Below are 23252 nucleotides of genomic sequence, written 5' to 3'. Positions count from 1 at the left end.
TGAGACTGTTTTCGGACAAAGATGCGCGTCAAGAAATACGTAAAGCGGAAAGTGCTGCCTCCGCCTCGTCGATGGCTTCCGGTGTTCCCACCGTGAGCCAGTGCCCAGTCATGGGCATACCATATAAGCGCCCGGCTGCAATGGCGTCATCAAAATAGCGATTGAGCGATGAAACACCCGGCTCAGCATTTGCAAAAATACGCGGATGCAGGATTGCAGCACCGGCATAGATGACGGGATCACCCGCGACATCCCGCAGACGGCGCAAGCGGCCCTCATCATCGGCAACGAAATCGCCCTTGCCTTCAAAGCCGGTTGCCTGATCAAGCCGCGCGGTCATGAGAAGAATGTCCATGCGCGCATCGTCCCAGACATGCGCCAGCGCCGAAATATTCGGCTGTGCTTCATCACCCACCCAGAACGTATCGGCATTGAGCACGAAGAACGGCTTACCCCCAAGCTGTGGCAGCACATTGATGATGCCGCCAGCAGAATCAAGCAGCAAATCGCGCTCGTCGGAGATCGCGATTTTCGGCTTTGTGCGGTTGCCAAGATAGGCAATCAGTTGCTCGGCTAAATAATGAACATTGACGATTGTATTCTCAACGCCTGCTATTGCCAGCGCATCTAGACCCCAGTCGATCAGCGGCTTGCCCGAAACCTTAACCAAGGGCTTGGGCATGGTTTCGGTGATCGGGCGCATGCGCTTGCCAAGACCGGCTGCAAGCATAATTGCTGTGTCAGGACGTGTCATTGTTTCTCCAGCAATGCGAGATCATCAAACCATTTGGCGACCGGCGCCATGACCGGATGCTTTAAGACACGGCTAAGATAGTCGTGAATGCGGGGCAGATGCGCGAGATAATGTGGTTTACCATCGCGCTCATCGAGCCGCAAGAAGAGACCCAGAAGCTTCGAATTGCGCTGTGCGCCCATAACGGCATAGGCCTTGCGGAAAGCCGTTTCGTCGAGCACATGGCCAAGCTTGCGGCGTTCATCCAAATAGGCTTCCACCACTGCCTTTTCGAGCTCCGGTGTAACCGTCACACGGGCATCAAGCGCCAGTGAAGCCACATCATAGGCAGCAGGGCCGATCATCGCATCCTGAAAATCGATTGTGCCAATTTTGTTTGCGCCTTGCGCAGTCTCAAACCAGAACAGGTTTGGCGAATGATAATCGCGCAGCAGCAGACTTTTCTCGCAATCGGCAATCGCGTCGAGAACCTTGTGCCATGCCGCTTCATAAGCCTGCGCTTCTGCATCAGTCAGCTTGCGGCCCACCATGCGTGGTGCATACCATTGCCCGACAAGGCTCACTTCCATGAGCATCGCGTCGCGATCAAAAGGTGCAATGATGTGATCTGGATAGCCTGCAACCGGCGCATGATCAGGCCACTTGACCCCATGAAGATGTGCGAGAAACCGTCCCGCCGCTTCATAGCGTTCAGCCACGGGCTCACCCGATGAAGCGCGAATGCCTTCAAGCCCAAGATTTTCGAGGATCAGCAGTCCCGCATCAATATCAACGGCGCGCATTTGCGGCACGCGCAGGCCATGACTGGCAAGAAGACCGTCAATCGCAACAAAGGCCTGAATATTCTCTGCAATATGCGCAAGCTGTCGATAGGATTTTCCATCACGCAATGGCGGATCATAGGGCATCGCGGGCGCGTTCATCAGAATTTCCACACCGTGCTTGCTTGTGATGATCTCATATTTGCGTGGTGAAGCATCGCCCTGCAAATAGCGGCGTATGGCCCCCACCCGGTCATTCTTTTCAAGAAAGTCGCGGATTTTCAGCGTGCGCTCTAGACGCGCAATCGCAGCTTCCGGTCCGCTGATTGCAAGGCGCCGCCCTACCCCTTCATGGGTGAGTGTCACGGCAAAGCTTGGCTCCGGCAAAAAACCTTCCGCCTGCTCCGGCCATTCGGACAGCACCACACCATCGTCGAGAAACTCGACCAGCCCCAGCTCATCCAGCTCTTCGCCATGCGAAATCCGGTAAAGATCGGCGTGGGCGACAGGCAAGCGCAGCCCCTCATAGCTTTGAACAAGGGTAAATGTCGGGCTTGGAACTTCAAGCCCCTCATCATCAGCAATCGCGCGAATGATCGCGCGTGCGAGCGAAGATTTACCCGCGCCCAGATCGCCCGATAAAGTCACAAGATCGCCCTTGACCAGCGCCAAAGCGAAATCTTCGCCAAAGCGCCTGGTGGCGGCCTCATCGGGCAGGAAACATTCAAAGTTAAAGACGGGGGTGCTCATAAAGCCCCATTTACCCTATTCGGCAGCAACACGGAAGCTGCGTGCTTCTGATGGGAAGCGGCAAATCACAGTCGTGCCAATATCTGCGCCGGTTTCGATTTCCACGCGACCGCCATGCAGTTCGACAAAGCTTTTCACAATCGAAAGGCCAAGCCCTACGCCGCGTCTGCGACCACCATTCTGATAAGCCTGGAAACGCTTGAAAACCGTATCCAGCACATCATTTGGCATGCCGGGGCCATCATCATGCACGGCAAACAGGATCTCCGTGCCATCACGTCTGACCTCAAGTGAAACGGTCGAACCTTCCGGCGCATAATTGGAGGCGTTGGACAGGAGATTAAACAGCACCTGACGCACGCGGTTGGCATCAGCACGGAACGTTTCGACATCATCGGCAATATCAATGCTCAGCCCGATGTCATGCTCCTGCAGGCGCTCGCTGACCCGCTTCGCGGCAGCTGAAATCTCGGTCATAACGGCGACATCATCAATATCGAGCTGCATGATACCGGCATCCACCGTTGCAAGATCAAGAATGTCGTTGACGATGGTCAGAAGCACTGCGGATGATGTGCTGATGTGATCCAGATATTCAAGCTGGCGCTCATTGAGCGAGCCGAAGGCAGGCGTTTGCAGCAGTTCGGTAAAGCCGATAATATTGGTCAGCGGTGAGCGAAGCTCATAGGATACATGCTGCACGAAATCATTCTTGATCTGATGGGCAAGTGAGAGCGCTTCGTTCTTTTCCTTAAGCGCGCGCTCAACGCGCACGGTATCGCTGACATCGATAAAGGTCAGCATGGTCTGGCCTTTCGGCAGCGGCACCACAGCATAGGACAGGATAATGCCATCATCCAGCTCCACCTGCCCCATGCGCCCATTGCGCTCGTCCAGAAAGCCGGTGACAGAAGAAACAAAATCGTCCCAGATGCCATCGCCGCCGCGCTGGCCGCAGAGCTTGGAAATGGTCGAGATATGTGTGCCTTCAACGGCAATGGCCGCTGGCAGCGCCCAGAGGTCGGCAAAAGACGGATTGGAAAGGCGCAGACGGCCATCGGAACCGAACACCGCCACCGCTTCCGCCAGATGATCGAGCGTTTCGCCCTGCACCTTGATCAGCGTGTTGTAACGGCCTTCAAGCTCGAATTTCTCGGTCATGTTCTCAAAGAACCATGTCACGCCGCCCTGCGGGTGCGGATTGGCAACCACGCGCAGAATGCGCGTATCCGGCAGGTGCCACATATGTTCCTCCGGCTCGACAGCGCGATAGGCTGCGAGCAGAGAATCCTTCCATTTGCGCCATTCCGGCTGCTCGGGAAGCTTGCCTTCGGAACGGAGCCGATCAAGAAACAGCGTGTTGCTTGGGTGGGTTTCGAGCCAGGCCGTATCAAGCGACCACAGCGAAACGAAAGCCTGATTGAAGAATTGCAGCTTCATATCAGGATCAAAAATGGCAACTGCCGTTGAAAGCTGATCGAGCGTCTCAGCGTGGCTTTTCAGCGTGCGGCTCAATTCTTCGCGAACCTGCTCGATTTCACTCAGATCAAAGCCAAGACCGGCGGAGCCTGCATCCGTGCTCACATCCGTCACATCGTAGATGCGGCGGTCGCCCCGCACCACGGCAGGCAGTTTTTCATAAAGATCCGGCTCGGCAAAACGATCACGCTCCAGACGCTGGCGCGCCTGAACGCCAAACAATTCGCGCCCTTCCGAACTTGCCTGCGTGCCATCTGCTGCATCGACCGCGCGCGCATAGGCTCCATTGACCCATTCGATATGCCCGTCCGAGCCACGCACCCAGACCGGCTGTTCAATGCGATCAAGCAGATGACGCAGAAGTGCAAGCTTCTCGGAGAATTCGCGATTTTGCGACTGAAGGGCGGCACGTTCGGCCTGTACCCCCTCAAGGCTCAGAAAACGCACCACAGCAAAGCTGCCCGACGTGCGTCCATAAACATCAAGCAGCGTGCCATTAACAGTTTCGACCGTCAGATCGAAGGCATGGGCCTGCTCGCGCAAGGCTGAAACCGCACGTTCAAGCTCGGTGACGGCCTGCGGGCGCAACCAGCGTCCAAAAGCCAGAAAGGTTGAACGATCCTGCGGTGCGCCGCAATCAAAGGGCAGTTGGCCGACAACATCGGCCCGCGTGCCCTGGGCGTCCCAGACAACAATACGCTGATCTTTGAGGTTGAGCAGGGCGTCATTGCGCTGCGCAATCAACCCCATATCCGAGAGACGCGAGCGCAAATCATTGTTTTCTTGGGCAATTTTTGCCCGATCGCGAATGAGCCAGCCAGCCGACAAAAGGGCTGCACCCATTGCGCCCAGAAAGATGGAAAACTGGATGACTTCGAAAGCGCCGACGCTGCCGCCAAAGGGCAGCGCGATACGGGCGGAATGCTCCGCATCCTGCGCAAAAGCCGGCGCTGCCGCAACCAGTGCGGCAAAGGAAACCGTTGCCTTGAGGATGACCCGTTTGAGAGGGCGAAATCCAAGCGAAGGCGAGCCTTTCAGATCTCTGCCTGCGCTGAATGCGGATTTGCTCCGCAAGCTCCCCGTTGAGCCGACTTCTGGCATGTTTCCCTTGTCTCCGCCGCCCGGAAGCACCCTCAAAAAGAGGGCCCCCGTATTTCAAAATTCTTTATTCCGGCTCTCTCACATCGCCACAATGCTGAAAGCCAGAGCCGTTTTGAGGATAAATAAGTCGACCGTCTTTCGTCTTTGCAGACAAAACACGCCCAACGCAAACACCCGTCAAAACACATTGATTCGTCTTCACAATACCCTCCCCGTGAATCCACGTGAAGCGTGTTCGGTGTAAAAATAAAGGCCGGGCAACTTTATGATGCCCGGCCTACAAGATGTAGCAGTATGGTTAACAGATACTTAATACCTGTAGTGTTCTGACTTGAATGGGCCCTGTGGAGTGACGCCAATATAAGCAGCCTGTTCCTCGGAAAGAACCGTCAGCTTGGCACCAAGCTTGTCGAGATGCAGACGCGCGACCTTCTCATCAAGATGTTTCGGCAGAACATAGACTTCGTTCTTATACGCATCGGTGCGCGTGAAGAGTTCGATCTGACCCAGCACCTGATTGGTGAAAGAGGCTGACATAACAAAGCTCGGATGACCGGTTGCATTGCCAAGGTTCAGCAGACGACCTTCCGACAGAAGAATGATGCGCTTGCCGTCCGGGAATTCAACCAGATCAACCTGTGGCTTCACATTGGTCCATTTGAGATTGCGCAGGCCTGCAACCTGAATCTCATTGTCAAAGTGACCGATATTGCCAACAATCGCCATATCTTTGAGCTTGCGCATATGATCAAGCGTGATGACGTCCTTGTTGCCGGTCGTCGAAATCACGATATCGGCAGTCGAAGCCGCATCATCAAGCGTTACGACTTCAAAGCCGTCCATTGCAGCCTGTAGTGCGCAGATCGGATCAACTTCCGTGACCTTCACGCGTGCACCGGCACCGGCGAGCGATGCTGCCGAGCCTTTGCCAACATCGCCATAACCGCAGACAACAGCAACCTTGCCAGCCATCATGACGTCTGTGCCGCGACGAATGCCGTCAACCAGCGATTCCTTACAGCCATATTTGTTATCGAATTTCGACTTGGTCACGCTGTCATTGACGTTGATTGCCGGGAAGGGCAGGAGGCCCTTTTTCTGCAACTGATAAAGACGGTTGACGCCGGTGGTGGTTTCTTCGGTCACACCCTTGATCGCATCACGCTGACGCGTGAAGAAGCCCGGTGTTTCAGCCATACGCTTCTTGATCTGCGCGAAGAGAACTTCTTCTTCTTCGCTTTCCGGCTTGGAAAGAACGTCTTCACCAGCCTCAGCGCGCGCACCGATCAGGATATACATGGTGGCATCGCCACCATCATCGAGGATCATGTTGGATGGTTCGCCATCCGGCCATTGGAAGATCTTGTCGGTATAGGTCCAGTATTCTTCAAGCGTTTCGCCCTTGATGGCGAAAACCGGCGTGCCGGTGGCCGCAATTGCTGCGGCTGCATGGTCCTGTGTCGAGAAAATGTTGCACGAAGCCCAGCGGACATCCGCGCCCAACGCCTTCAGCGTTTCGATCAGCACGGCGGTCTGGATCGTCATGTGCAGCGAGCCGGAAATACGCGCGCCCTTGAGCGGCTGTGTCGGACCGAATTCTTCACGCGCAGCCATCAGGCCCGGCATTTCGGTTTCAGCAATATCAAGTTCCTTGCGGCCCCAATCGGCGAGGCTGAGATCCTTGACGACAAAATCCTGACTTGCGGTCATCATCTGCTCCAATCAAATTTGCTTAGAGCGTGTCGCGCATAATCGTAGCCGATACGCTCGCTCTATCTTCTTGCTTTTGCGCATGTCGTTCTCGGAAAACCGGTTGCCCCTGTTCCCAAACATGCTTGAGAAGCCCGGATCCGGAAAAGGGAACGGGCCTCGGCTGGCGACCTGATTAGCAGATCAGCATGCGCAGCACAATGCCACATAAAGAGTTCTTTATGTGTGCATATCAACTTATCGCGGAGATTGGTCTTTCAGGCCTCTTCGCCGAACTTATCGGCAATCAGGCCGCCAAGCGCATCAAGCACGGCCTCAGCCTGTTCGCCCGATGCGCTGACATCGATGCAGCAACCGGGCGAGGCTGCAAGCATCATCAGGCCCATGATGGAGGTTCCCCCCACAGTCATGCCGTCCTTGCTGACGCGTACATGTGCATTAAAACTATCGACAAGCTGCACAAATTTTGCAGATGCGCGCGCATGAAGTCCGCGCTTGTTGACGATCTCAAAAGACCGGAACACAGCGCTTTCCGCATCATATTCGCCAGTCACGGCCACAGTGGGATGCATGAATTATTTTCCTGTCAGCACCTGGCTTGCAACATTGATATATTTGCGCCCCGCATCCTGCGCTTCGCGCAAGGCCGCTTTAATATCGCCACCAATGCGCACACTGGAAAGCTTGATCAGCATCGGCAGATTCACACCTGCGATCACTTCGATCTTGCCTTCTTCCATCACTGAAATTGCCAGATTGGACGGTGTACCGCCAAACATATCGGTGAGAACGATAACACCACTGCCCGTATCGGCACGTTCCACCGCATCAACAATGTCACGGCGACGCTGTTCCATGTCATCTTCGGCACCGATACATACGGTCTCGAAATTGTCTTGCGGGCCGACCACATGCTCAACAGCATGGAGAAACTCTTCGGCCAGCCTTCCGTGCGTAACAAGCACGAGTCCGATCATACTTTCAAAGCTCCTGTCGTGTGCCCGCCGCTTCACCCCGCTGCCGGGTGCAAATGACACAAAAACCCTACCGGACATCGCCGGTGAGTTGTGCATCTTGGCAGGGCAAATCCTGATAGCAAGTGAAAAATCTCAGCGATGCCTTGAAAAAAGCAAAATGCCGCAGCGTTAGGCAGATTTTTTAGCAAGAGCGTTAAAAATCAGTGCCGAATATTCTCACGGCCATGGTTTGGAGAACAAAGTGGCCTCTATTGCGCGCGAAAGCGCGTTAGAATCACCATTCGACGACAGGGCAGGCAGCAACAGGCGCTTGAGCCCGATCCCCTCAAAATGCCATTTTTTATCGCCCGGATAGCGTTCTGCCTCGTCCGGGCCGACAAGCATCACCACCAGATCAAGAGGTGTGTGTTTCACATAAGAAACCGTGAAAAGCCCCGCACCGCGAATCTCGACACCACCGGCAAGCGCTTCGGGAACGCTGGCGATCAGTCTGCCGTCTTCAACATGCAGCAAGGTTCGGTCATCGGCAACAAGCGCGGCCTGCTCACCACGCAGCGTGGCGCGTTCGATAAGCGTGAGGGCCAGTTCCGTCTTGCCTGCACCAGACTTTCCCATCAGCATGACACCGCGGCCACGCAACTGAACCGTTGTTGCATGAAGGCCGCTTTTTTCCTGTTCGGGCGTCATGTCGGCATCACGAAATCGCTGGCAGATCGATGATGAAGCGCGCACCCTTCATTTCAGATCGATCATCCAAATCCATGATGTTTTCTGCGCTCAGCGTACCGCCATGGGCTTCAATAATCTGGCGACTGATCGACAGCCCCAGGCCGGAATTCTGGCCGAACGCTTCTGAAGCCGGGCGATCAGTATAGAAACGCTCAAAAATACGTTCAATGTTTTCAATCGGAATGCCGGGACCGTTATCTTCGACCAAGACTTGCAAGCGATTGCCTTCCCTCCTCAGGGTGACGACAATACGTCCGGTATCTTCCGGCACGAAAGACCGTGCATTTTCAATAAGATTGCTGACCACCTGCCCCAGACGCAAATCATGCCCGGCCACGAAAAAGCCTTTCTTGCCAGCGGGTAATTTGCCGGTATTGAGCACGATCTCTGTGCCAACCTTGTTGCGGCGGACTTCACGCGCAGCGGTCACGATGTTGTTGAGCAGTGATTGCATATCAACACGGTCGGAATGTTCGCGCGCCAGCTCCGCATCCAGACGCGATGCGTCCGAAATATCGGTGATCAGGCGGTCAAGGCGGCGCACGTCATGCTGAATGACGTCGAGCAGGCGTTTGCGCGAATCATCATTCTTGGCCAGTGGCAGCGTTTCAACCGCACTACGAAGCGAGGTGAGGGGGTTTTTCAGCTCATGGCTGACGTCGGCTGCAAAACTCTCAATCGCTTCAATGCGCGTATAAAGCGCATCGGTCATCGCGCGAATGGAGGTGGACAAATGACCGACTTCATCCTGACGTTCGGAGAAATCGGGAATTTCCTCACGGCTTTTCACGCCAAGGCGCACGCGGTCAGCCGCCGCGGCGAGCTTTCTCAACGGGCTTGCAATGGTTGAGGCCAGAAACAGCGACAGAATCACCATGACAGCTGCGACAACGCCGAACACACGGAACACGGCCATGCGTTCGCCCTGCACGATCTTATCAATATCGTCGCCCTCTGTGGAAAGCAGCAGAACACCAAGGATGGCACGTGATTGCTGGATGGGAACGGCCACCGAAACAACCAGCTCGCCTTGCTGGTTGCGCCGCTGTGCGGTTTGCGGTGAGCCGCTCAATGCGCGCACGATTTCCTGATAGGCGAGGCCGTTGCCACCCGGCTGCTCCTGATAGAGCGGCAGACCGCCCCCATAGAAAAGGCGTGAAAACCAGCCGGTAAAGCGTTCCCATACACTGGGCGTATCTTCCTCAATCGCCGGAAGATCATAACGGAAAACCGGGCCGCCCGATGCAAAAGCCGGCGCATAGAGCGAACGGGAATCCAGCAGCAGATTGGCGTAATGATCATAGATGCGCGCGCGGGTGCTGGTGGGTGAAATCAACTGACGCAGCAGCGGCGACACTTTTTCCGGATTAATCGGGAATTCCCAGTTATCAGGCGAATCGGGTGAGGGCGTGATGCTTTGCCCCGCCTGCAATTCCAGCAGTTTTTCCGGGTCAATCATCAGTGAATTGGTATCAACAGTTGCTGATGACGAAATGGCGGCGGCAATAATCTTGCCTTGCGTGAGCAGGCTTTCAATCTTGGCGTCGATCAGCCCCTCACGGAACTGGTTCATATAAAGAATGCCAGAGACCAGAACGGCCAGCGCTGCAAGATTGAGAAACAGGATGCGGCGCGTCAGGCTCGAAAACAGAAACTGACCGAGAAACCGGCTCAAAGGCGCAAAAAGCCTGCGCAGAAAAAGCGAGCGTTGCCGCCGCGCCCTGCGCTCTCTCATGCTAATCGCACTGTCTTTGCGGGTTTCGGCGACCATGTCGCTTCAATCTAACTTTCTCAATAGTAGCTTTGTCAAAAGTTGCCGGGTCTTTGAGACAGGCCCGGCAACCTCGTAAACTATATTATGCTTCGCGGAAACGATAACCAACGCCATAAAGCGTTTCGATCATTTCGAAATCATCGTCTGTCGCCTTAAACTTCTTGCGCAGACGCTTGATGTGGCTGTCGATGGTGCGGTCATCAACATAGACCTGCTCATCATAGGCCGCATCCATCAGCGCGTCACGGCTTTTCACAACACCTGGACGCTGGGCAAGCGAATGCAGGATGAGAAACTCGGTGACAGTGAGCGTGACCGGCTCGCCCTTCCAGGTGCAGGTGTGGCGTTCCTGATCCATGACCAGCTGGCCACGTTCCAGCGACTTGGCCTGCTGACCGGATGGCTTTGCAGTGCCGTCACGCGCCGCAACACGGCGCAAAACAGCCTTTACACGCTCGACCAGAAGACGCTGCGAGAACGGCTTGGTAATAAAATCATCCGCGCCCATCTTCAGGCCGAACAATTCATCGATCTCATCGTCCTTAGACGTCAGGAAGATGACGGGGAGGTCAGACTTCTGGCGCAGGCGACGCAGCAGTTCCATGCCATCCATACGCGGCATCTTGATATCAAAGATTGCAAGGTTGGGCGGACGCGTCATCAAACCATCGAGAGCGGACGCTCCATCGGTATAGGTCTCCACGCGATAGCCTTCCGACTCCAGAGCAATGGAAACGGAGGTCAGAATGTTGCGGTCATCGTCGACCAGCGCGATTGTCTGCGTTGCCGAAGCTTCCTTCATGCGGACCTTCTCCTTTTTTAAACCGCCCCGATCACGGTGGCGGTAGAAATTACAAACGCCTGTCAGCGTTGATCTTATTATAGTCACGCCGCTTTTGCAGTACAAATTAGGTACAAAATGTGGCAGCCGCTTAACTTCACAGAAATGCGATCTTTCGAATCGTGTGGCTTGGTTCATGCTGAGGCGAACATTTTCAGACTGGAGATCGTCATCGTAACCGGAAAATTAAACGATTTAAAAAATTTTCAATTTTTTTAAATCGATTAAATATTTGATTTAATTTAATTAATCTGCTTCTGACTGCCATCCCGATGACAAAGGGGCCAACCAACTTTCGAACCAGATGGCGGAGAGACCATGAAAGAGACCGGCATTCACAACACTGCCGCTTCCATTGCGACTTCAGGATTGAAGGAACTGTCCGCAGTCTTTTATAATTTTGGACCCGCACGGCTTTATGAAGAAACCATTCGCCGTGGCGAAGCAGAGCTTTCTGCGCAGGGTGCGCTTGTTGCACGCACCGGCCAGCACACAGGCCGCTCGCCAAAAGACAAATTCGTGGTTCGCGATGCCAACACCGATGATCAGGTCTGGTGGGACAACAACAAGCCGATGTCGCCGGAAGCTTTTGAGCTTCTTCATGCCGATTTCATCGAACATGCGAAGGGCAAGGAGCTTTTCGTACAGGATTTGATTGGCGGCGCTGACAAAGACAACAAGATCAATGCCCGTGTTGTCACCGAATATGCATGGCACTCGCTGTTCATCCGCAATCTGCTGATCCGCCCGGAAGAAGCAGAGCTTGCATCTTACGTGCCTGAACTGACCATCATTGATCTGCCTTCCTTCAAGGCTGATCCTGCCCGCTATGGTGTACGTACCGAAACGGTGATTGCGGTCGATCTTACCCGCAAGATCGTTCTGATCGGCGGCACGTCTTATGCCGGTGAAATGAAGAAATCCGTCTTCACCGTTCTCAACTATCTTCTGCCCGCCAAGGGCGTCATGCCGATGCATTGCTCGGCCAATGAAGGCCCGAACGGCGACACGGCTGTGTTCTTCGGCCTGTCGGGCACCGGCAAGACCACGCTTTCGGCCGATCCAAGCCGCACGCTGATCGGCGATGACGAACATGGCTGGGGCGAGCATGGCGTCTTCAATTTCGAAGGCGGCTGCTATGCAAAAACGATTCGTCTTTCGGCAGAAGCCGAGCCGGAAATTTATGCGACCACGCAGCGATTCGGCACGGTTCTGGAAAATGTTGTGCTGGATGAAAATCGCCAGCCGGATTTCAATGACGGCTCACTCACCGAAAACACCCGTTGCGCCTATCCGCTTCCCTTCATCCCGAATGCCTCTGCGAGCGGCAAGGGCGGTCAGCCGAAGAACATCATCATGCTCACCGCTGATGCTTTCGGCGTGATGCCTCCGATTGCCAAGCTGACGCCAGCACAGGCCATGTATCACTTCCTGTCAGGCTATACCGCCAAGGTTGCCGGTACTGAGAAGGGGGTGACCGAGCCGGAAGCAACATTCTCGACCTGCTTTGGTGCGCCGTTCATGCCGCGCCATCCATCGGAATACGGCAATCTGCTGCGCAAGCTGATCGCCGAACACAAGGTCGATTGCTGGCTGGTCAATACCGGCTGGACCGGTGGCGCTTATGGCACCGGCAAGCGTATGCCAATCAAGGCAACCCGCGCACTTCTTGCGGCAGCGCTTGACGGTTCGCTTAACAATGCGGAGTTCCGTACCGATCCAAATTTCGGCTTTGCCGTTCCGGTTGAAGTGCCGGGCGTGGATACATCCATTCTCAATCCACGTTCGACCTGGGCCGACAAAACCGCTTACGATGCACAGGCCCAAAAGCTTGTCGATATGTTCGTAGCCAATTTCGAGAAATTCGAAAGCCATGTCGATCACGACGTGCGGGATGCAGCGCCTGCAACCCAGATTGCGGCTGAATAAGCATATTCATCCTGAGGAGGAGGGAAAGCCCGGCCGAAAGGCCGGGTTTTTCTTTTGTCTAACGGATAAAAAGCGGTGTATCACTTTTAGCATGGAAGAAAGCCGCAACATCATTCGCATCACCAACCGCCTGACGATCCACGAGGACGATCTGGAGGAGAGCTTTATTCGCTCATCCGGTCCGGGCGGTCAAAACGTCAACAAGGTTTCCACCGCCGTACAGCTGCGCTTTCATGCGGCACGCTCCGGCCTGCCCGAAGATGTGCTTTCGCGACTTTTCAAGCTTGCCGGTCAGAAAGGCACCAAGGAGGGGGACGTTCTGATTGAGGCCAATCGTTTTCGCACGCAGGAACGCAACCGGGAAGATGCGCGCGAGCGGATGATTGCGCTCATCAAAGAAGCAGCCGTTCCGCCACCGCCGCCGCGCAGAAAAACAAAACCAACCAAAGGCTCGGTTGAACGCCGCCTCAAAGCCAAATCCGGGCGCTCGGATATCAAAAAAGGCCGCGGCAAGGTTTCCTTTGACTAAAATTTCCAGACTGTGGGAACAGACAACATGACAATCAATTATCACGAGCTTGAAACCAGCCATGGCCGCATTGCTGTGCGTGAAAGTGAAGGCGAGGGCGCGCCCCTCCTGATGATCCATGGCAATTCAAGTTCGGGCGCGATTTTTGCACCACAGCTTGAAGGTGAAATTGGCAAAAAATGGCGTGTCATTGCGCCTGATCTTCCGGGCCATGGCAAATCCGCAGATGCGATTGATCCTGATCGCAGCTATTCGATGGATGGCTATGCAGATGCAATGACGGAGGTCATGCAACAGCTCAGCATTGCCGATGCCGTTGTTTTCGGCTGGTCGCTTGGCGGCCATATCGGTATCGAGATGATTGCCCGTTATCCCGACATGCGCGGCCTGATGATTACCGGAACACCGCCTGTGGCGCGTGAGGAAGTGGGGCAGGGGTTCAAGAGCGGGCCTGATATGGCGCTTGCCGGGCAGGAGGTGTTTTCCGAGCGTGACGTGGAATCTTATGCACGCAGCACCTGCGGCGAGCCATTCGATGCATCACTTCTTGATATTGTTGCCCGCACCGATGGCCGCGCACGCCGCATCATGCTTGAAAAATTTGCCGCTGGATCTGGCGGCAACCAGCGCGACATCGTCGCCAGCGCAAAGCTTCCCATTGCAGTCGTCAATGGTCGCGACGAACCTTTTGTCGAACTCGCTTTTGTCTCAAAAGTGAAATTCGGCAATCTCTGGGACGGAAAAGCCCACGTGATTGACAATGCAGGGCATGCGCCATTCCGCGAGCAGCCAGCGGAATTTGACGCCTATCTTGCGCGTTTTATTCGCGACTGCACGACATAACAATTCTGCTGCTGCACATCAAAAGAAGTTGATTCTTTCCTGTTCGCCAAAGCGCACTAGATAGTGCGTGAGATTGCGAAAAAGGTGAAATGATCATGGGCATGACTGTTGCGGATCTTCTGGCTCAAACCTTGGCCGAAGCGGGCGTTAAACGTATCTGGGGTGTCACCGGTGACAGCCTCAACGGATTAAATGACAGCCTGCGACGGCTCGGTAAAATCGACTGGATGCATGTCCGGCACGAGGAAACCGCAGCCTTTGCCGCCGGCGCGGAAGCGGCTGTCACCGGCGAACTGGCCGTTTGTGCCGGTAGCTGCGGTCCCGGCAATCTGCACCTCATCAACGGGTTGTTTGATTGCCACCGCAACCGCGAACCCGTGCTGGCGATTGCAGCGCATATTCCTTCGTCGGAAATTGGCCTGGATTATTTCCAGGAAACCCATCCGCAGGAACTGTTTCGTGAATGCAGCCATTTTGTCGAGCTGGTTTCCAATCCCGCACAAATGCCGGAAGTGTTGAACCGCGCGATGCGTGCCGCCATTGGCAAGCGCGGCGTCGCCGTAATCGTCATTCCGGGCGATGTTGCGCTCAAGCAAGCCCCCGAAGGGATCAAGCAAAACTGGACGCCGATCTCGCTTCCCCGGATGGTTCCGTCTGATCAGGATGTCGCAAAACTCGCAGACATTCTCAACGGGTCTGAGAAAATCACCATTCTGGCAGGCAGCGGCTGTGCTGGCGCCCATGATGCGGTGGTCTCATTGGCCGAACAGCTCGAAGCCCCCGTTGTCCATGCGCTGCGCGGCAAGGAACATGTCGAATGGGACAATCCGTTTGATGTCGGCATGACCGGATTGATCGGCTTTTCATCCGGCTATCACGCCATGCTCAACTGCGACACGCTGCTGATGCTTGGTACCAGTTTTCCGTATCGCAATTTCTATCCCGACAAGGCCAAGATCGTTCAGATCGACAATGATCCATCACAGCTTGGTCGGCGGGCGCCGCTGACATTGGGTGTGACAGGCGATGTGGCGGAAACAATCGCAACCCTTCTGCCGAAGCTTAAATCCGCTCGCAGCACGAAATTCCTCGATGCCACCAGGACGCATTATACCAAGGCGCGCGAGGCACTGGATGATCTGGCCGTGCCGTCAAAACCGGGACAGCCGATCCATCCGCAATATCTGACCCGCCTCGTCAATGAGATTGCGGATGCGGATGCGATCTTCACAGCCGATGTCGGCACGCCAACCGTCTGGGCGGCGCGCTATCTCACCATGAATGGCAAGCGTCGTCTGCTTGGTTCTTTCAATCATGGCTCAATGGCCAATGCCATGCTTCAGGCGCTGGGCGCCAAGGGTGCAGCACCGGAACGACAAGTCGTTTCGCTGTCCGGCGATGGCGGTTTCACCATGATGATGGGCGATTTCCTGTCGCTGAAACAGCTCAATCTGCCCGCCAAGATCATTGTCTATAACAATGGCTCGCTTGGCTTCGTGGCCATGGAAATGAAAGCTGGCGGCTATCTGACGTCGGGAACGGATCTCGACAATCCGAATTTTGCAGCCATGGCCGAAGCCATTGGTATCAAGGGGTTCCGGGTGGAGGATTCCGCTGATCTGCCGGAGGCCTTAAAGCAAGCTTTTGCCCATGATGGTCCGGTTCTGGTTGATGTGGTGACAGCCAAGCAGGAGCTTGTCATGCCCCCCAAAATCAAGGCCGAGCAGGCGAAAGGCTTCAGCCTTTATATGCTCAAGGCCATCATCAGCGGTCGTGGCGATGAAATCGTCGAGCTGGCGAAGACCAATCTGGGCCGGTAGAGCTTGTTAAAATGCTAATTAAGTGCCCGAACTCATTGAACAATCCGGGAACAATCCGGACTTGACCAATTTGTTGGGCGCTGTACCTTACTGGCTATTGACGAACCGGAAGCCGCACGGGTTGCGATGACGGGTTTGATTGAAAGATACGGTCTTAACAACAAGGAGATTTGCCCATGGGAATTTTCGATTTCGTGAAATCGGTCGGAACCAAGCTTGGTTTCGGTGAAAATGAGCCCAAAGCCGAGGATCTGAAGAAGGAACTCGATTCGCATAATCTCGGCACCGATGGTGTGCAGGTAAGCGTGCAGGGCGACAAAGCCGTCCTGAGCGGCAATGTGAAGGATCAGTCAGCTTTTGAAAAAGCGATCATCGCCGTCGGCAACTCACTGGGCGTTTCCAAGGTCGAAGCTTCAGAGCTGAAAGTCGACGATGCCGGGACGACCGGTGCCGAACCTGTCTTCTACACGGTTAAGAAGGGCGACAATCTCTGGAAAATCGCCGAAGCCCAATATGGCAAAGGCAAGGGCGCAAAGAACGACATCATCTTTGAAGCCAACAAGCCAATGCTGACGCATCCGGATAAAATCTATCCAGGCCAGGTGCTGCGCATTCCACCGCTTGCTTGATTGCAAAAATGACCCAAAAGCGATCAGGGCGCCGAACTATTCGGCGCCCTTATTCTTTACGGGATATAAATCTCGGATTTCATGAATGTCACGGCGTTGCCGGTGAGCAAGACACGGTCACCTTTCAGCTCACATCCCAAATGTCCGCCACGGGCCGAAGCCTGATAAGCGGACAGTTTGTTTTTCCCGATCTTTTGAGCCCAATAGGGAACGAGCGTCGCATGGATAGATCCTGTAACCGGATCTTCCGGGATACCCGATCCCGCCGCAAAATAACGCGAAACAAAGTCGTGCGACAATCCTCGCGCGGTGATCACCAGGCCGACTGATCCCAGTTTCTCAATCTGAATATGATCGGGGACGAAAGCCCTGACCGCAGCCTCATCCTCAAGCTGCACATAGATATTCTCGAAATTTCTGAAGAACGTGGCTCCGCTCTCATTCTCAAACAGTGATGCTATGAACGGAGGAAGCTCGGAAAGCTGGTCGGGAGCAATGGATGGAACATCAAGCACATAATCGTCGCCCGCGCGCGAAACACTGATCTCGCCTATGCGGGTGTGAAAATGCAGTTCACCATCAATCTTGTGGTGCCAAGCCAGAACATGCGCCGTTGCCAGAGTCGCATGGCCGCAGAAATCGACCTCAAGCGTCGGTGTAAACCATCTGAGCTTCCAGCCATCCTCTTCAGGGCATGCAAAAGCTGTTTCCGCAAGATTGTTTTCGGCAGCGATTGCCTGCATGGTCGCATCGCTCAGCCAGTCTTTCAGGATCAGAACCGCCGCAGGGTTTCCGGCGAAGACATGTTTAGTGAACGCGTCCACCTGATACATTTCCAGCACTTGCGCCATTCTGGTTTCCTGAGATTTAAATCTTTCGAAGCGCCACTTCTTCGATCAGATGATCGCTGCCTTTGCGCAGGATAAGATCGGCGCGAGGGCGGGTGGGAAGAATGTTTTCGCGCAGGTTCTTCATGTTGATATTGTTCCAGAGGCCTTCGCCGATAGAACGGGCCGCATCTTGGGAAAGCTGCGAATAGCGATGGAAGAACGACTGCGGATTGACGAAAGCCGTCTCACGCAGACGCATGAAACGGTCGATATACCATTTGTGGATCAGCTCCGACTCCGCATCGATATAAATCGAGAAATCGAAAAAATCGGAGACAAAGGGCACCATTTTGCCGTCTTCCGGCAGATCGCGGACCTGCAAAACATTGATGCCTTCAAAGATCAGAATGTCGGGCTTGTCGACAATCTGATATTCGCCCGGCAGCACGTCATAACTTAAATGCGAATAAAGCGGTGCACGCACACGGCTCATGCCTGCCTTGATCGCCGACAGGAAACGCAAAAGCGCACCCACATCATAGCTTTCGGGAAAACCCTTGCGCTCCATCATGTTCTGATCGCGCAGAATCGCGTTGGGATAGAGGAAGCCATCCGTCGTCACCAGATCGACCTTCGGGCTTGAAGGCCAGCGCGCAAGCAGTTCTTTGAGAATACGCGCAGTCGTGGATTTCCCCACAGCCACAGAGCCTGCAATGCCAATGATGAAGGGCGTCTTGAAACTGTCCTCCATATTGAGAAACTGCTGGCGCTGGCGGAACAGAAGCTGGCTTGCTTCCACATGCGCATAGAGCAGGCGCGACAGCGACAGATAAATGCGCCGCACTTCATCCAGATCAATCGGATCGCCCAGCGAGCGCAGCCGTTTGACTTCTTCATAGGTAAGGGTGAGGGGGGTATCAGCGCGAAAGCCTGCCCACTCTTGCGCCGAAAAAAAACGGTAAGGCGAGTAACGCGACGGCGTTAGCTGGTCTATTTTTTCCCACATATTGTCGCTGCTCTCCCTCAACGCCAATTCAAGCACTTCGTGTTTGATCTGCATTTACGCCTTCGAACGACCGGCCTTTTCCTCAAGGCCCGTCTGTGCCGTGCGGCGCTGCAACTCTGCAAGAACCTCATTGAGCGGGACGTCTGCAATCTTCAGAACCACCAGCAGATGATAAAGCAGGTCGGCGCTTTCCGTGACCACTTCCGCGCGGTTTCCCTCAACGGCTGCAATCACCGTTTCAACGGCCTCTTCGCCAAGCTTTTTGGCAGCGCGCGTCTGGCCCTTGGCCACAAGGCTTGCCGTATAGGATGATCCATCCGTTGAATTTGCACGCTCTGCGACGATGCGTTCAAGGTCGGAAAGGGTGAACTCGCTCATCGGATTTCCTTTAGGCTTTTGCGCATGGCGTTATCGGAAAACCGGTTCCCACGTTTCCGCGACATGCTGTATAATCAACGGACCGGATCGAGCCGCATCGGAATGCCAGCCTCGGCCATATAGCGCTTGGCTTCGCCAATCGTATAGGTGCCGAAATGGAAGATGGATGCTGCAAGAACCGCGGTTGCATGACCATCACGGATGCCTGCCACCAAGTGATCCAGATTGCCAACGCCGCCCGAAGCGATCACCGGAACGCGCACGCTGTCTGCAACAGCCCGCGTCAGTGCCACGTCATAGCCGGCCTTGGTGCCATCACGGTCCATCGAAGTCAGCAGGATTTCACCGGCACCCAGGCTCACCACCTTCTGCGCAAATTCCACCGCATCAATGCCGGTCGTCTGGCGGCCGCCATGGGTAAAGATTTCCCAGCGGTCGCTCTCGCCTTCACCCGAAACCTTTTTGGCATCAATGGCCACAACGATGCATTGATTGCCAAACTTATCAGCGGCTTCCGCAACAAATTCCGGGTTCTTGACCGCAGCCGTGTTGATCGAAACCTTGTCGGCTCCGGCAAGCAGCAGCTTGCGAATATCAGCCACCTGACGCACGCCGCCGCCAACGGTGAGCGGCATAAAGCACTGTTCGGCTGTACGGGCGATGACATCGAAAATTGTCTCGCGATTGTCCGAAGACGCCGTGATGTCGAGGAAGCACAATTCGTCCGCGCCCGCCGCATCATAGGCGCGCGCTGCTTCCACCGGATCACCGGCATCAATCAGATCGACAAAGTTTACGCCCTTAACGACACGGCCGTCTTTTACATCGAGGCAGGGTATCACGCGTGCTTTGAGTGTCATGCTGCGGCCCTCAACAGGGATAGTGCTTCTGCCGGATTGATACGGCCATCATAAAGCGCGCGACCAGAAATTGCGCCTTCAAGCTTACGGGCATCGGGTGCGGCGAGGCGTTTGATGTCCTCCATGGAGGCAAGACCGCCCGAAGCAATCACCGGAATGGAAACGCTGTCTGCAAGACCAAGCGTTGAATCCCAGTTGATGCCAGCCAGAACGCCGTCACGGTCGATGTCGGTATAGATGATGGCTGCAACACCTGCACCTTCAAATTTTTTCGCCAGTTCCACCACCCCAAGCTCAGAGGCTTCCGCCCAGCCTTCAACCGCGACATAGCCGCCCTTGGCGTCAATGCCGACGGCAACCTGACCCGGAAATTCCTTGCAGGCTTCGATCACCAGCGCCGGATCGCGCACGGCGACTGTGCCGAGAATGACGCGGCGCAGCCCCTTGGAAAGCCAGCTTTCGATATGCTTGAGTGTGCGGATGCCGCCACCAAGCTGAACCGGATTTTTGGTGGCTTTGAGAATGGCTTCAACAGCCTTGCCGTTGACGCTTTCGCCAGCAAAGGCACCGTTGAGATCGACCACATGCAGCCATTCAAAGCCCTGATCCTCAAAAGCTTTGGCCTGTGCGCCAGGGTCTTCATTGTAAACGGTCGCCTGATCCATGTCGCCAAGCTTGAGGCGCACGCATTGACCGTCTTTCAAATCGATAGCGGGGAAAAGGATCATATCTTCAAGGCTTCCATTTCAGGAAATTGGCAATGAGCGAGAGACCGAGCAACTGGCTCTTCTCAGGATGGAACTGCGTGCCGATCATGTTGTCGCGGCCCACCGTTGCGGTCACATCACCACCGTAATCGGTGACGGCCAGCACGTCGGCTTTGTTCTTCGCGTCGAACATATAGGAATGCACGAAATAGGCATGCAAACCGTCTTCGCCGGTGTGGATACCATCAAAGACCGGGTGCGAATGTTTCACGTGAATCCTGTTCCAGCCGATCTGCGGAATTTTGAGCGTTGGGTCGGATGGCGTCATTTCACGCACATCGCCGGCAATCCAGCCGAGACCTTCGCTCACTTCCTTTTCAAGGCCGCGGTCGGACATCAATTGCATGCCCACACAGATGCCAAGAAACGGATGCGCCTTTTTCAGAACCACATCGTCCAGTGCTTCCACCATGCCAGGAACCGCATGAAGGCCACGGCGGCAGTCGGCATAGGCACCGACACCCGGCAGCACGATGCGATCGGCACTCGCCACACGATCCGCATCCGCTGTGAGTTCGATGTCCGCTTTCACACCGCTTTCATGGGCAGCACGCTCAAAGGCCTTGGTGGCCGAGCGAAGATTGCCGGAACCATAATCGATAATTGCAACACGCATTTTCAGTTTTCTCCGCGATGACCGACAAATCCGATCGTCGAGCCAAATGAGGAATAGGTGGGTCGAGGGGCCTCTTGCGCCCATTTAGGTTGGGGCGTTTCGTTGAGAGCCGTGGTTGGCTGCGCCGCATCTTCGAGACCGTAGAAATAGCGCATTTCCGCTTCTTCCAGATCAGCCGCATCGATGACTGCTTTCTCGCCAAACCCCTGCCGCTTGAGTTTTGCAATCTTCCAGGTGGCGCCTTCCAGCGCCACAAAGAGCGAAAACACCAAGGTGATCAGGGGAACCGCATTGGAGATGCCAAGCATGGCACCGGCAAATCCAAGCAGGATCGTTAGACCCAAAACCGCAAAAGCCTCAAACCACAGTCGCTGCAACAACAGCCAGACAACAGGCAGGATCAGCGCCAAAGTATAGAATCCGTCGCGCACAAAGACAGAGTTTTCAGCGCCGTCAGCGCCTTCTTTCTCCAGAACGACGAATTGCGCCATTGGCTTATCCCTTCAGCGACCCCTTGGTCGAAGGAATTGCATCCTTCTGACGCGGATCGGTTTCCAGTGCCGTGCGCAGAACCCTTGCCACAGCCTTGAAGATCGATTCTGCAATATGGTGATTGTTGGCACCATAGTGATTGTTGATATGCAGCGTAATGCCTGCATTCATCGCAAAAGCCTGAAAGAACTCGCGCACCAGCTCGGTGTCGAAAGTGCCGATCTTGGCTGTTGTGAAAGTCACGTTCCAGACCAGAAAGGCACGGCCCGAAACATCGACCGCAGCACCCGTCAACGTATCGTCCATAGCAAGATCCATCGATGCATAACGCACAATGCCGCGACGCTCACCCAGCGCCTTTGCCACAGCCTGACCAAGCGCAATGCCCGTATCTTCCACCGTGTGGTGATCATCGATATGCAGATCGCCTTTGGCCATGACGCGCATGTCGATGAGCGAATGTCGCGAAAGCTGCTCCAGCATATGATCGAAGAAGCCGACACCGGTTGTAATGTCGAACTTGCCGTTGCCGTCCAGATCGACAGAAACGGCAATGCTCGTTTCTTTTGTTGAACGTTCGATACTTGCTTTGCGGGCGCTTTCAGCCGTCATAGCATTTCCTCTGTTGAAATCTTTTGGCGTTCTAGAACAGCTGGCCGCTTTTGCCAATGCTTTTAGAACTGCTCGCAACATTCTGAATTTTATTCACGCACATTTTATCCAAAAACCGGCTCCCGCTTTTTGGAATGCGGTTTTCCCAGCAGCGCATTTTATCCAAAAACCGGTTCCCACTTTTTGGAATGCGGTTTTCCCAGCAGCGCATTTTACCCAAAAACCGGTTCCCACTTTTTGGAATGCGGTTTCCCCCAGCAGCGCATTTTACCCAAAAACCGGTTCCCACTTTTTGGAATGCGCTGTTAGCCATTTGCATTTTGCCAGATGGTTCTTAAATATTCACAACGAAACCCGATTCCGTTCGCGCTTGAGCCAAAGGAAAGAGGCTTCCCCATATCAGGGGCTTATGCGTTTGCCAGATGGAAACCTGTAAGCCGCCAAAGGAGTGATCCATGATCGAACACAATCCTACGACAATTTACGGCACGACCATTGTTACCGTTCGCAAGGGTAACAAGGTGGTCATCGCCGGTGACGGGCAGGTCTCGCTCGGCAACACCGTGATGAAGGGCAATGCGCGCAAAGTGCGCCGCATCGGTAAAGGCAATGTCATTGCCGGTTTTGCAGGCGCAACCGCAGATGCCTTCACACTGCTTGAGCGCCTTGAAGCCAAGCTCGAACAATATCCTGACCAGCTGATGCGCGCTTCTGTCGAGCTTGCCAAAGACTGGCGTACCGACCGCTATCTGCGCAAGCTCGAAGCCATGATGCTGGTTGCCGACAGCAAGGTGACGCTGGCATTGACCGGGACCGGCGATGTGCTTGAACCCGAACATGGCGTCATGGCCATTGGATCGGGCGGCAATTATGCGCTGGCGGCAGCGCGCGCGCTGATCGACACCGACAGGAATGCCGAAGAAATCGCCCGTAAGGCAATGGAAATTGCCGCCGATATCTGCATCTACACCAATCACAGCATTCTGGTTGAAAGCCTCGACGCCGAATGACCGCACCCGTGCAAGCCTCAACCTCTGACAAACAGCGTTGGGCTTGGGTGCTTTG

General features: G+C 54.8%; 24 protein-coding genes. 7 read left to right on the top strand and 17 right to left on the bottom strand.

Annotated elements, in window-relative coordinates; translation table 11 throughout:
* Positions 1-28: 28 nt before the first annotated feature.
* The 9 genes from ABE527_RS00260 to ABE527_RS00220 all read right to left on the bottom strand — a co-directional run bounded on the left by ABE527_RS00260 (position 29) and on the right by ABE527_RS00220 (position 10837).
* Complete coding sequence (locus ABE527_RS00260) at positions 29-754, bottom strand: nucleotidyltransferase family protein (protein WP_499695773.1); 726 nt, start codon at positions 752-754, stop codon at positions 29-31.
* Positions 751-2265: a tRNA (adenosine(37)-N6)-threonylcarbamoyltransferase complex ATPase subunit type 1 TsaE gene (tsaE, locus tag ABE527_RS00255; protein WP_499695772.1), complete on the bottom strand. Its 1515-nt coding sequence runs from the start codon at positions 2263-2265 to the stop codon at positions 751-753. The genes ABE527_RS00260 and tsaE overlap by 4 nt, the downstream gene beginning before the upstream one ends.
* Positions 2266-2280: 15 nt before the next feature.
* Complete coding sequence (locus ABE527_RS00250) at positions 2281-4845, bottom strand: sensor histidine kinase (RefSeq protein WP_265982470.1); 2565 nt, start codon at positions 4843-4845, stop codon at positions 2281-2283.
* A 309-nt stretch (positions 4846-5154) separates the two neighbouring features.
* The gene (ahcY, locus tag ABE527_RS00245; RefSeq protein ID WP_265982469.1) at positions 5155-6555 is read right to left on the bottom strand and encodes an adenosylhomocysteinase; all 1401 of its coding nucleotides are present in this window, start codon (positions 6553-6555) and stop codon (positions 5155-5157) included.
* A gap of 257 nt (positions 6556-6812) precedes the next feature.
* Entirely contained in the window at positions 6813-7127 is a 315-nt protein-coding gene (locus tag ABE527_RS00240; RefSeq protein ID WP_265982468.1) for an HPr family phosphocarrier protein, read from the bottom strand.
* A gap of 3 nt (positions 7128-7130) precedes the next feature.
* Complete coding sequence (locus ABE527_RS00235; protein WP_265982467.1) at positions 7131-7532, bottom strand: PTS sugar transporter subunit IIA; 402 nt, start codon at positions 7530-7532, stop codon at positions 7131-7133.
* A 216-nt stretch (positions 7533-7748) separates the two neighbouring features.
* Positions 7749-8219, bottom strand: a complete 471-nt coding sequence (locus tag ABE527_RS00230) for an HPr kinase/phosphorylase (RefSeq protein ID WP_499695771.1) — start codon at positions 8217-8219, stop codon at positions 7749-7751.
* Between the two features lie 7 nt (positions 8220-8226).
* Positions 8227-10032, bottom strand: a complete 1806-nt coding sequence (locus ABE527_RS00225; RefSeq protein WP_499695104.1) for a sensor histidine kinase — start codon at positions 10030-10032, stop codon at positions 8227-8229.
* 85 nt (positions 10033-10117) lie between these two features.
* A complete protein-coding gene (locus tag ABE527_RS00220; RefSeq protein WP_265982464.1) occupies positions 10118-10837 on the bottom strand; it encodes a response regulator transcription factor in 720 nt (239 codons plus the stop codon).
* Positions 10838-11194: 357 nt separating this feature from the next.
* On the opposite strand from ABE527_RS00220, the gene ABE527_RS00215 reads away from it, so the two are divergent.
* The 5 genes from ABE527_RS00215 to lysM all read left to right on the top strand — a co-directional run bounded on the left by ABE527_RS00215 (position 11195) and on the right by lysM (position 16626).
* Complete coding sequence (locus tag ABE527_RS00215; protein WP_265982463.1) at positions 11195-12805, top strand: phosphoenolpyruvate carboxykinase; 1611 nt, start codon at positions 11195-11197, stop codon at positions 12803-12805.
* A 91-nt stretch (positions 12806-12896) separates the two neighbouring features.
* Complete coding sequence (gene arfB / locus ABE527_RS00210; protein WP_499695770.1) at positions 12897-13334, top strand: alternative ribosome rescue aminoacyl-tRNA hydrolase ArfB; 438 nt, start codon at positions 12897-12899, stop codon at positions 13332-13334.
* A 27-nt stretch (positions 13335-13361) separates the two neighbouring features.
* Positions 13362-14177 carry an alpha/beta fold hydrolase gene (locus ABE527_RS00205; protein ID WP_499695769.1) on the top strand — a complete coding sequence of 272 codons (816 nt, stop codon included), beginning with the start codon at positions 13362-13364 and terminating at the stop codon, positions 14175-14177.
* Between the two features lie 95 nt (positions 14178-14272).
* A complete protein-coding gene (gene poxB / locus ABE527_RS00200) occupies positions 14273-15997 on the top strand; it encodes a ubiquinone-dependent pyruvate dehydrogenase (RefSeq protein ID WP_499695768.1) in 1725 nt (574 codons plus the stop codon).
* A gap of 176 nt (positions 15998-16173) precedes the next feature.
* The gene (gene lysM, locus ABE527_RS00195; protein WP_265982459.1) at positions 16174-16626 is read left to right on the top strand and encodes a peptidoglycan-binding protein LysM; all 453 of its coding nucleotides are present in this window, start codon (positions 16174-16176) and stop codon (positions 16624-16626) included.
* 56 nt (positions 16627-16682) lie between these two features.
* Here the strand turns inward: lysM and ABE527_RS00190 are convergent, their stop codons facing one another.
* The 8 genes from ABE527_RS00190 to hisB form a co-directional block, all read right to left on the bottom strand.
* Entirely contained in the window at positions 16683-17477 is a 795-nt protein-coding gene (locus ABE527_RS00190) for a PhzF family phenazine biosynthesis protein (protein WP_499695767.1), read from the bottom strand.
* A gap of 16 nt (positions 17478-17493) precedes the next feature.
* Complete coding sequence (gene coaA, locus ABE527_RS00185; protein ID WP_265983805.1) at positions 17494-18462, bottom strand: type I pantothenate kinase; 969 nt, start codon at positions 18460-18462, stop codon at positions 17494-17496.
* Between the two features lie 54 nt (positions 18463-18516).
* Positions 18517-18840, bottom strand: a complete 324-nt coding sequence (locus ABE527_RS00180) for a phosphoribosyl-ATP diphosphatase (RefSeq protein WP_265982457.1) — start codon at positions 18838-18840, stop codon at positions 18517-18519.
* A gap of 74 nt (positions 18841-18914) precedes the next feature.
* The gene (gene hisF / locus ABE527_RS00175) at positions 18915-19700 is read right to left on the bottom strand and encodes an imidazole glycerol phosphate synthase subunit HisF (RefSeq protein WP_499695766.1); all 786 of its coding nucleotides are present in this window, start codon (positions 19698-19700) and stop codon (positions 18915-18917) included.
* Positions 19697-20428: a 1-(5-phosphoribosyl)-5-[(5-phosphoribosylamino)methylideneamino]imidazole-4-carboxamide isomerase gene (gene hisA / locus ABE527_RS00170; protein WP_265982455.1), complete on the bottom strand. Its 732-nt coding sequence runs from the start codon at positions 20426-20428 to the stop codon at positions 19697-19699. The genes hisF and hisA overlap by 4 nt, the downstream gene beginning before the upstream one ends.
* Before the next feature lie 4 nt (positions 20429-20432).
* Positions 20433-21083 carry an imidazole glycerol phosphate synthase subunit HisH gene (gene hisH / locus ABE527_RS00165; protein WP_499695765.1) on the bottom strand — a complete coding sequence of 217 codons (651 nt, stop codon included), beginning with the start codon at positions 21081-21083 and terminating at the stop codon, positions 20433-20435.
* Positions 21084-21085: 2 nt separating this feature from the next.
* On the bottom strand, positions 21086-21574 hold the full coding sequence (locus ABE527_RS00160; RefSeq protein WP_499695764.1) for a DUF2628 domain-containing protein: 489 nt from the start codon (positions 21572-21574) through the stop codon (positions 21086-21088).
* 4 nt (positions 21575-21578) lie between these two features.
* On the bottom strand, positions 21579-22187 hold the full coding sequence (gene hisB, locus ABE527_RS00155) for an imidazoleglycerol-phosphate dehydratase HisB (RefSeq protein WP_265982452.1): 609 nt from the start codon (positions 22185-22187) through the stop codon (positions 21579-21581).
* Positions 22188-22200: 13 nt separating this feature from the next.
* Between hisB and ABE527_RS00150 the strand changes: the two genes are divergently transcribed.
* The gene (locus tag ABE527_RS00150) at positions 22201-22623 is read left to right on the top strand and encodes a hypothetical protein (RefSeq protein WP_499695763.1); all 423 of its coding nucleotides are present in this window, start codon (positions 22201-22203) and stop codon (positions 22621-22623) included.
* Positions 22624-22642: 19 nt separating this feature from the next.
* Positions 22643-23197 (top strand): ATP-dependent protease subunit HslV, encoded by a 555-nt coding sequence (gene hslV / locus ABE527_RS00145; RefSeq protein ID WP_265982450.1) that lies wholly within the window; start codon positions 22643-22645, stop codon positions 23195-23197.
* Positions 23198-23252 lie beyond the last annotated feature (55 nt).

This window comes from Brucella sp. TWI432, from assembly GCF_039674445.1.
GTDB lineage: Bacteria > Pseudomonadota > Alphaproteobacteria > Rhizobiales > Rhizobiaceae > Brucella > Brucella chromiisoli.
This window is presented reverse-complemented; position numbering and strand designations above follow the sequence as displayed.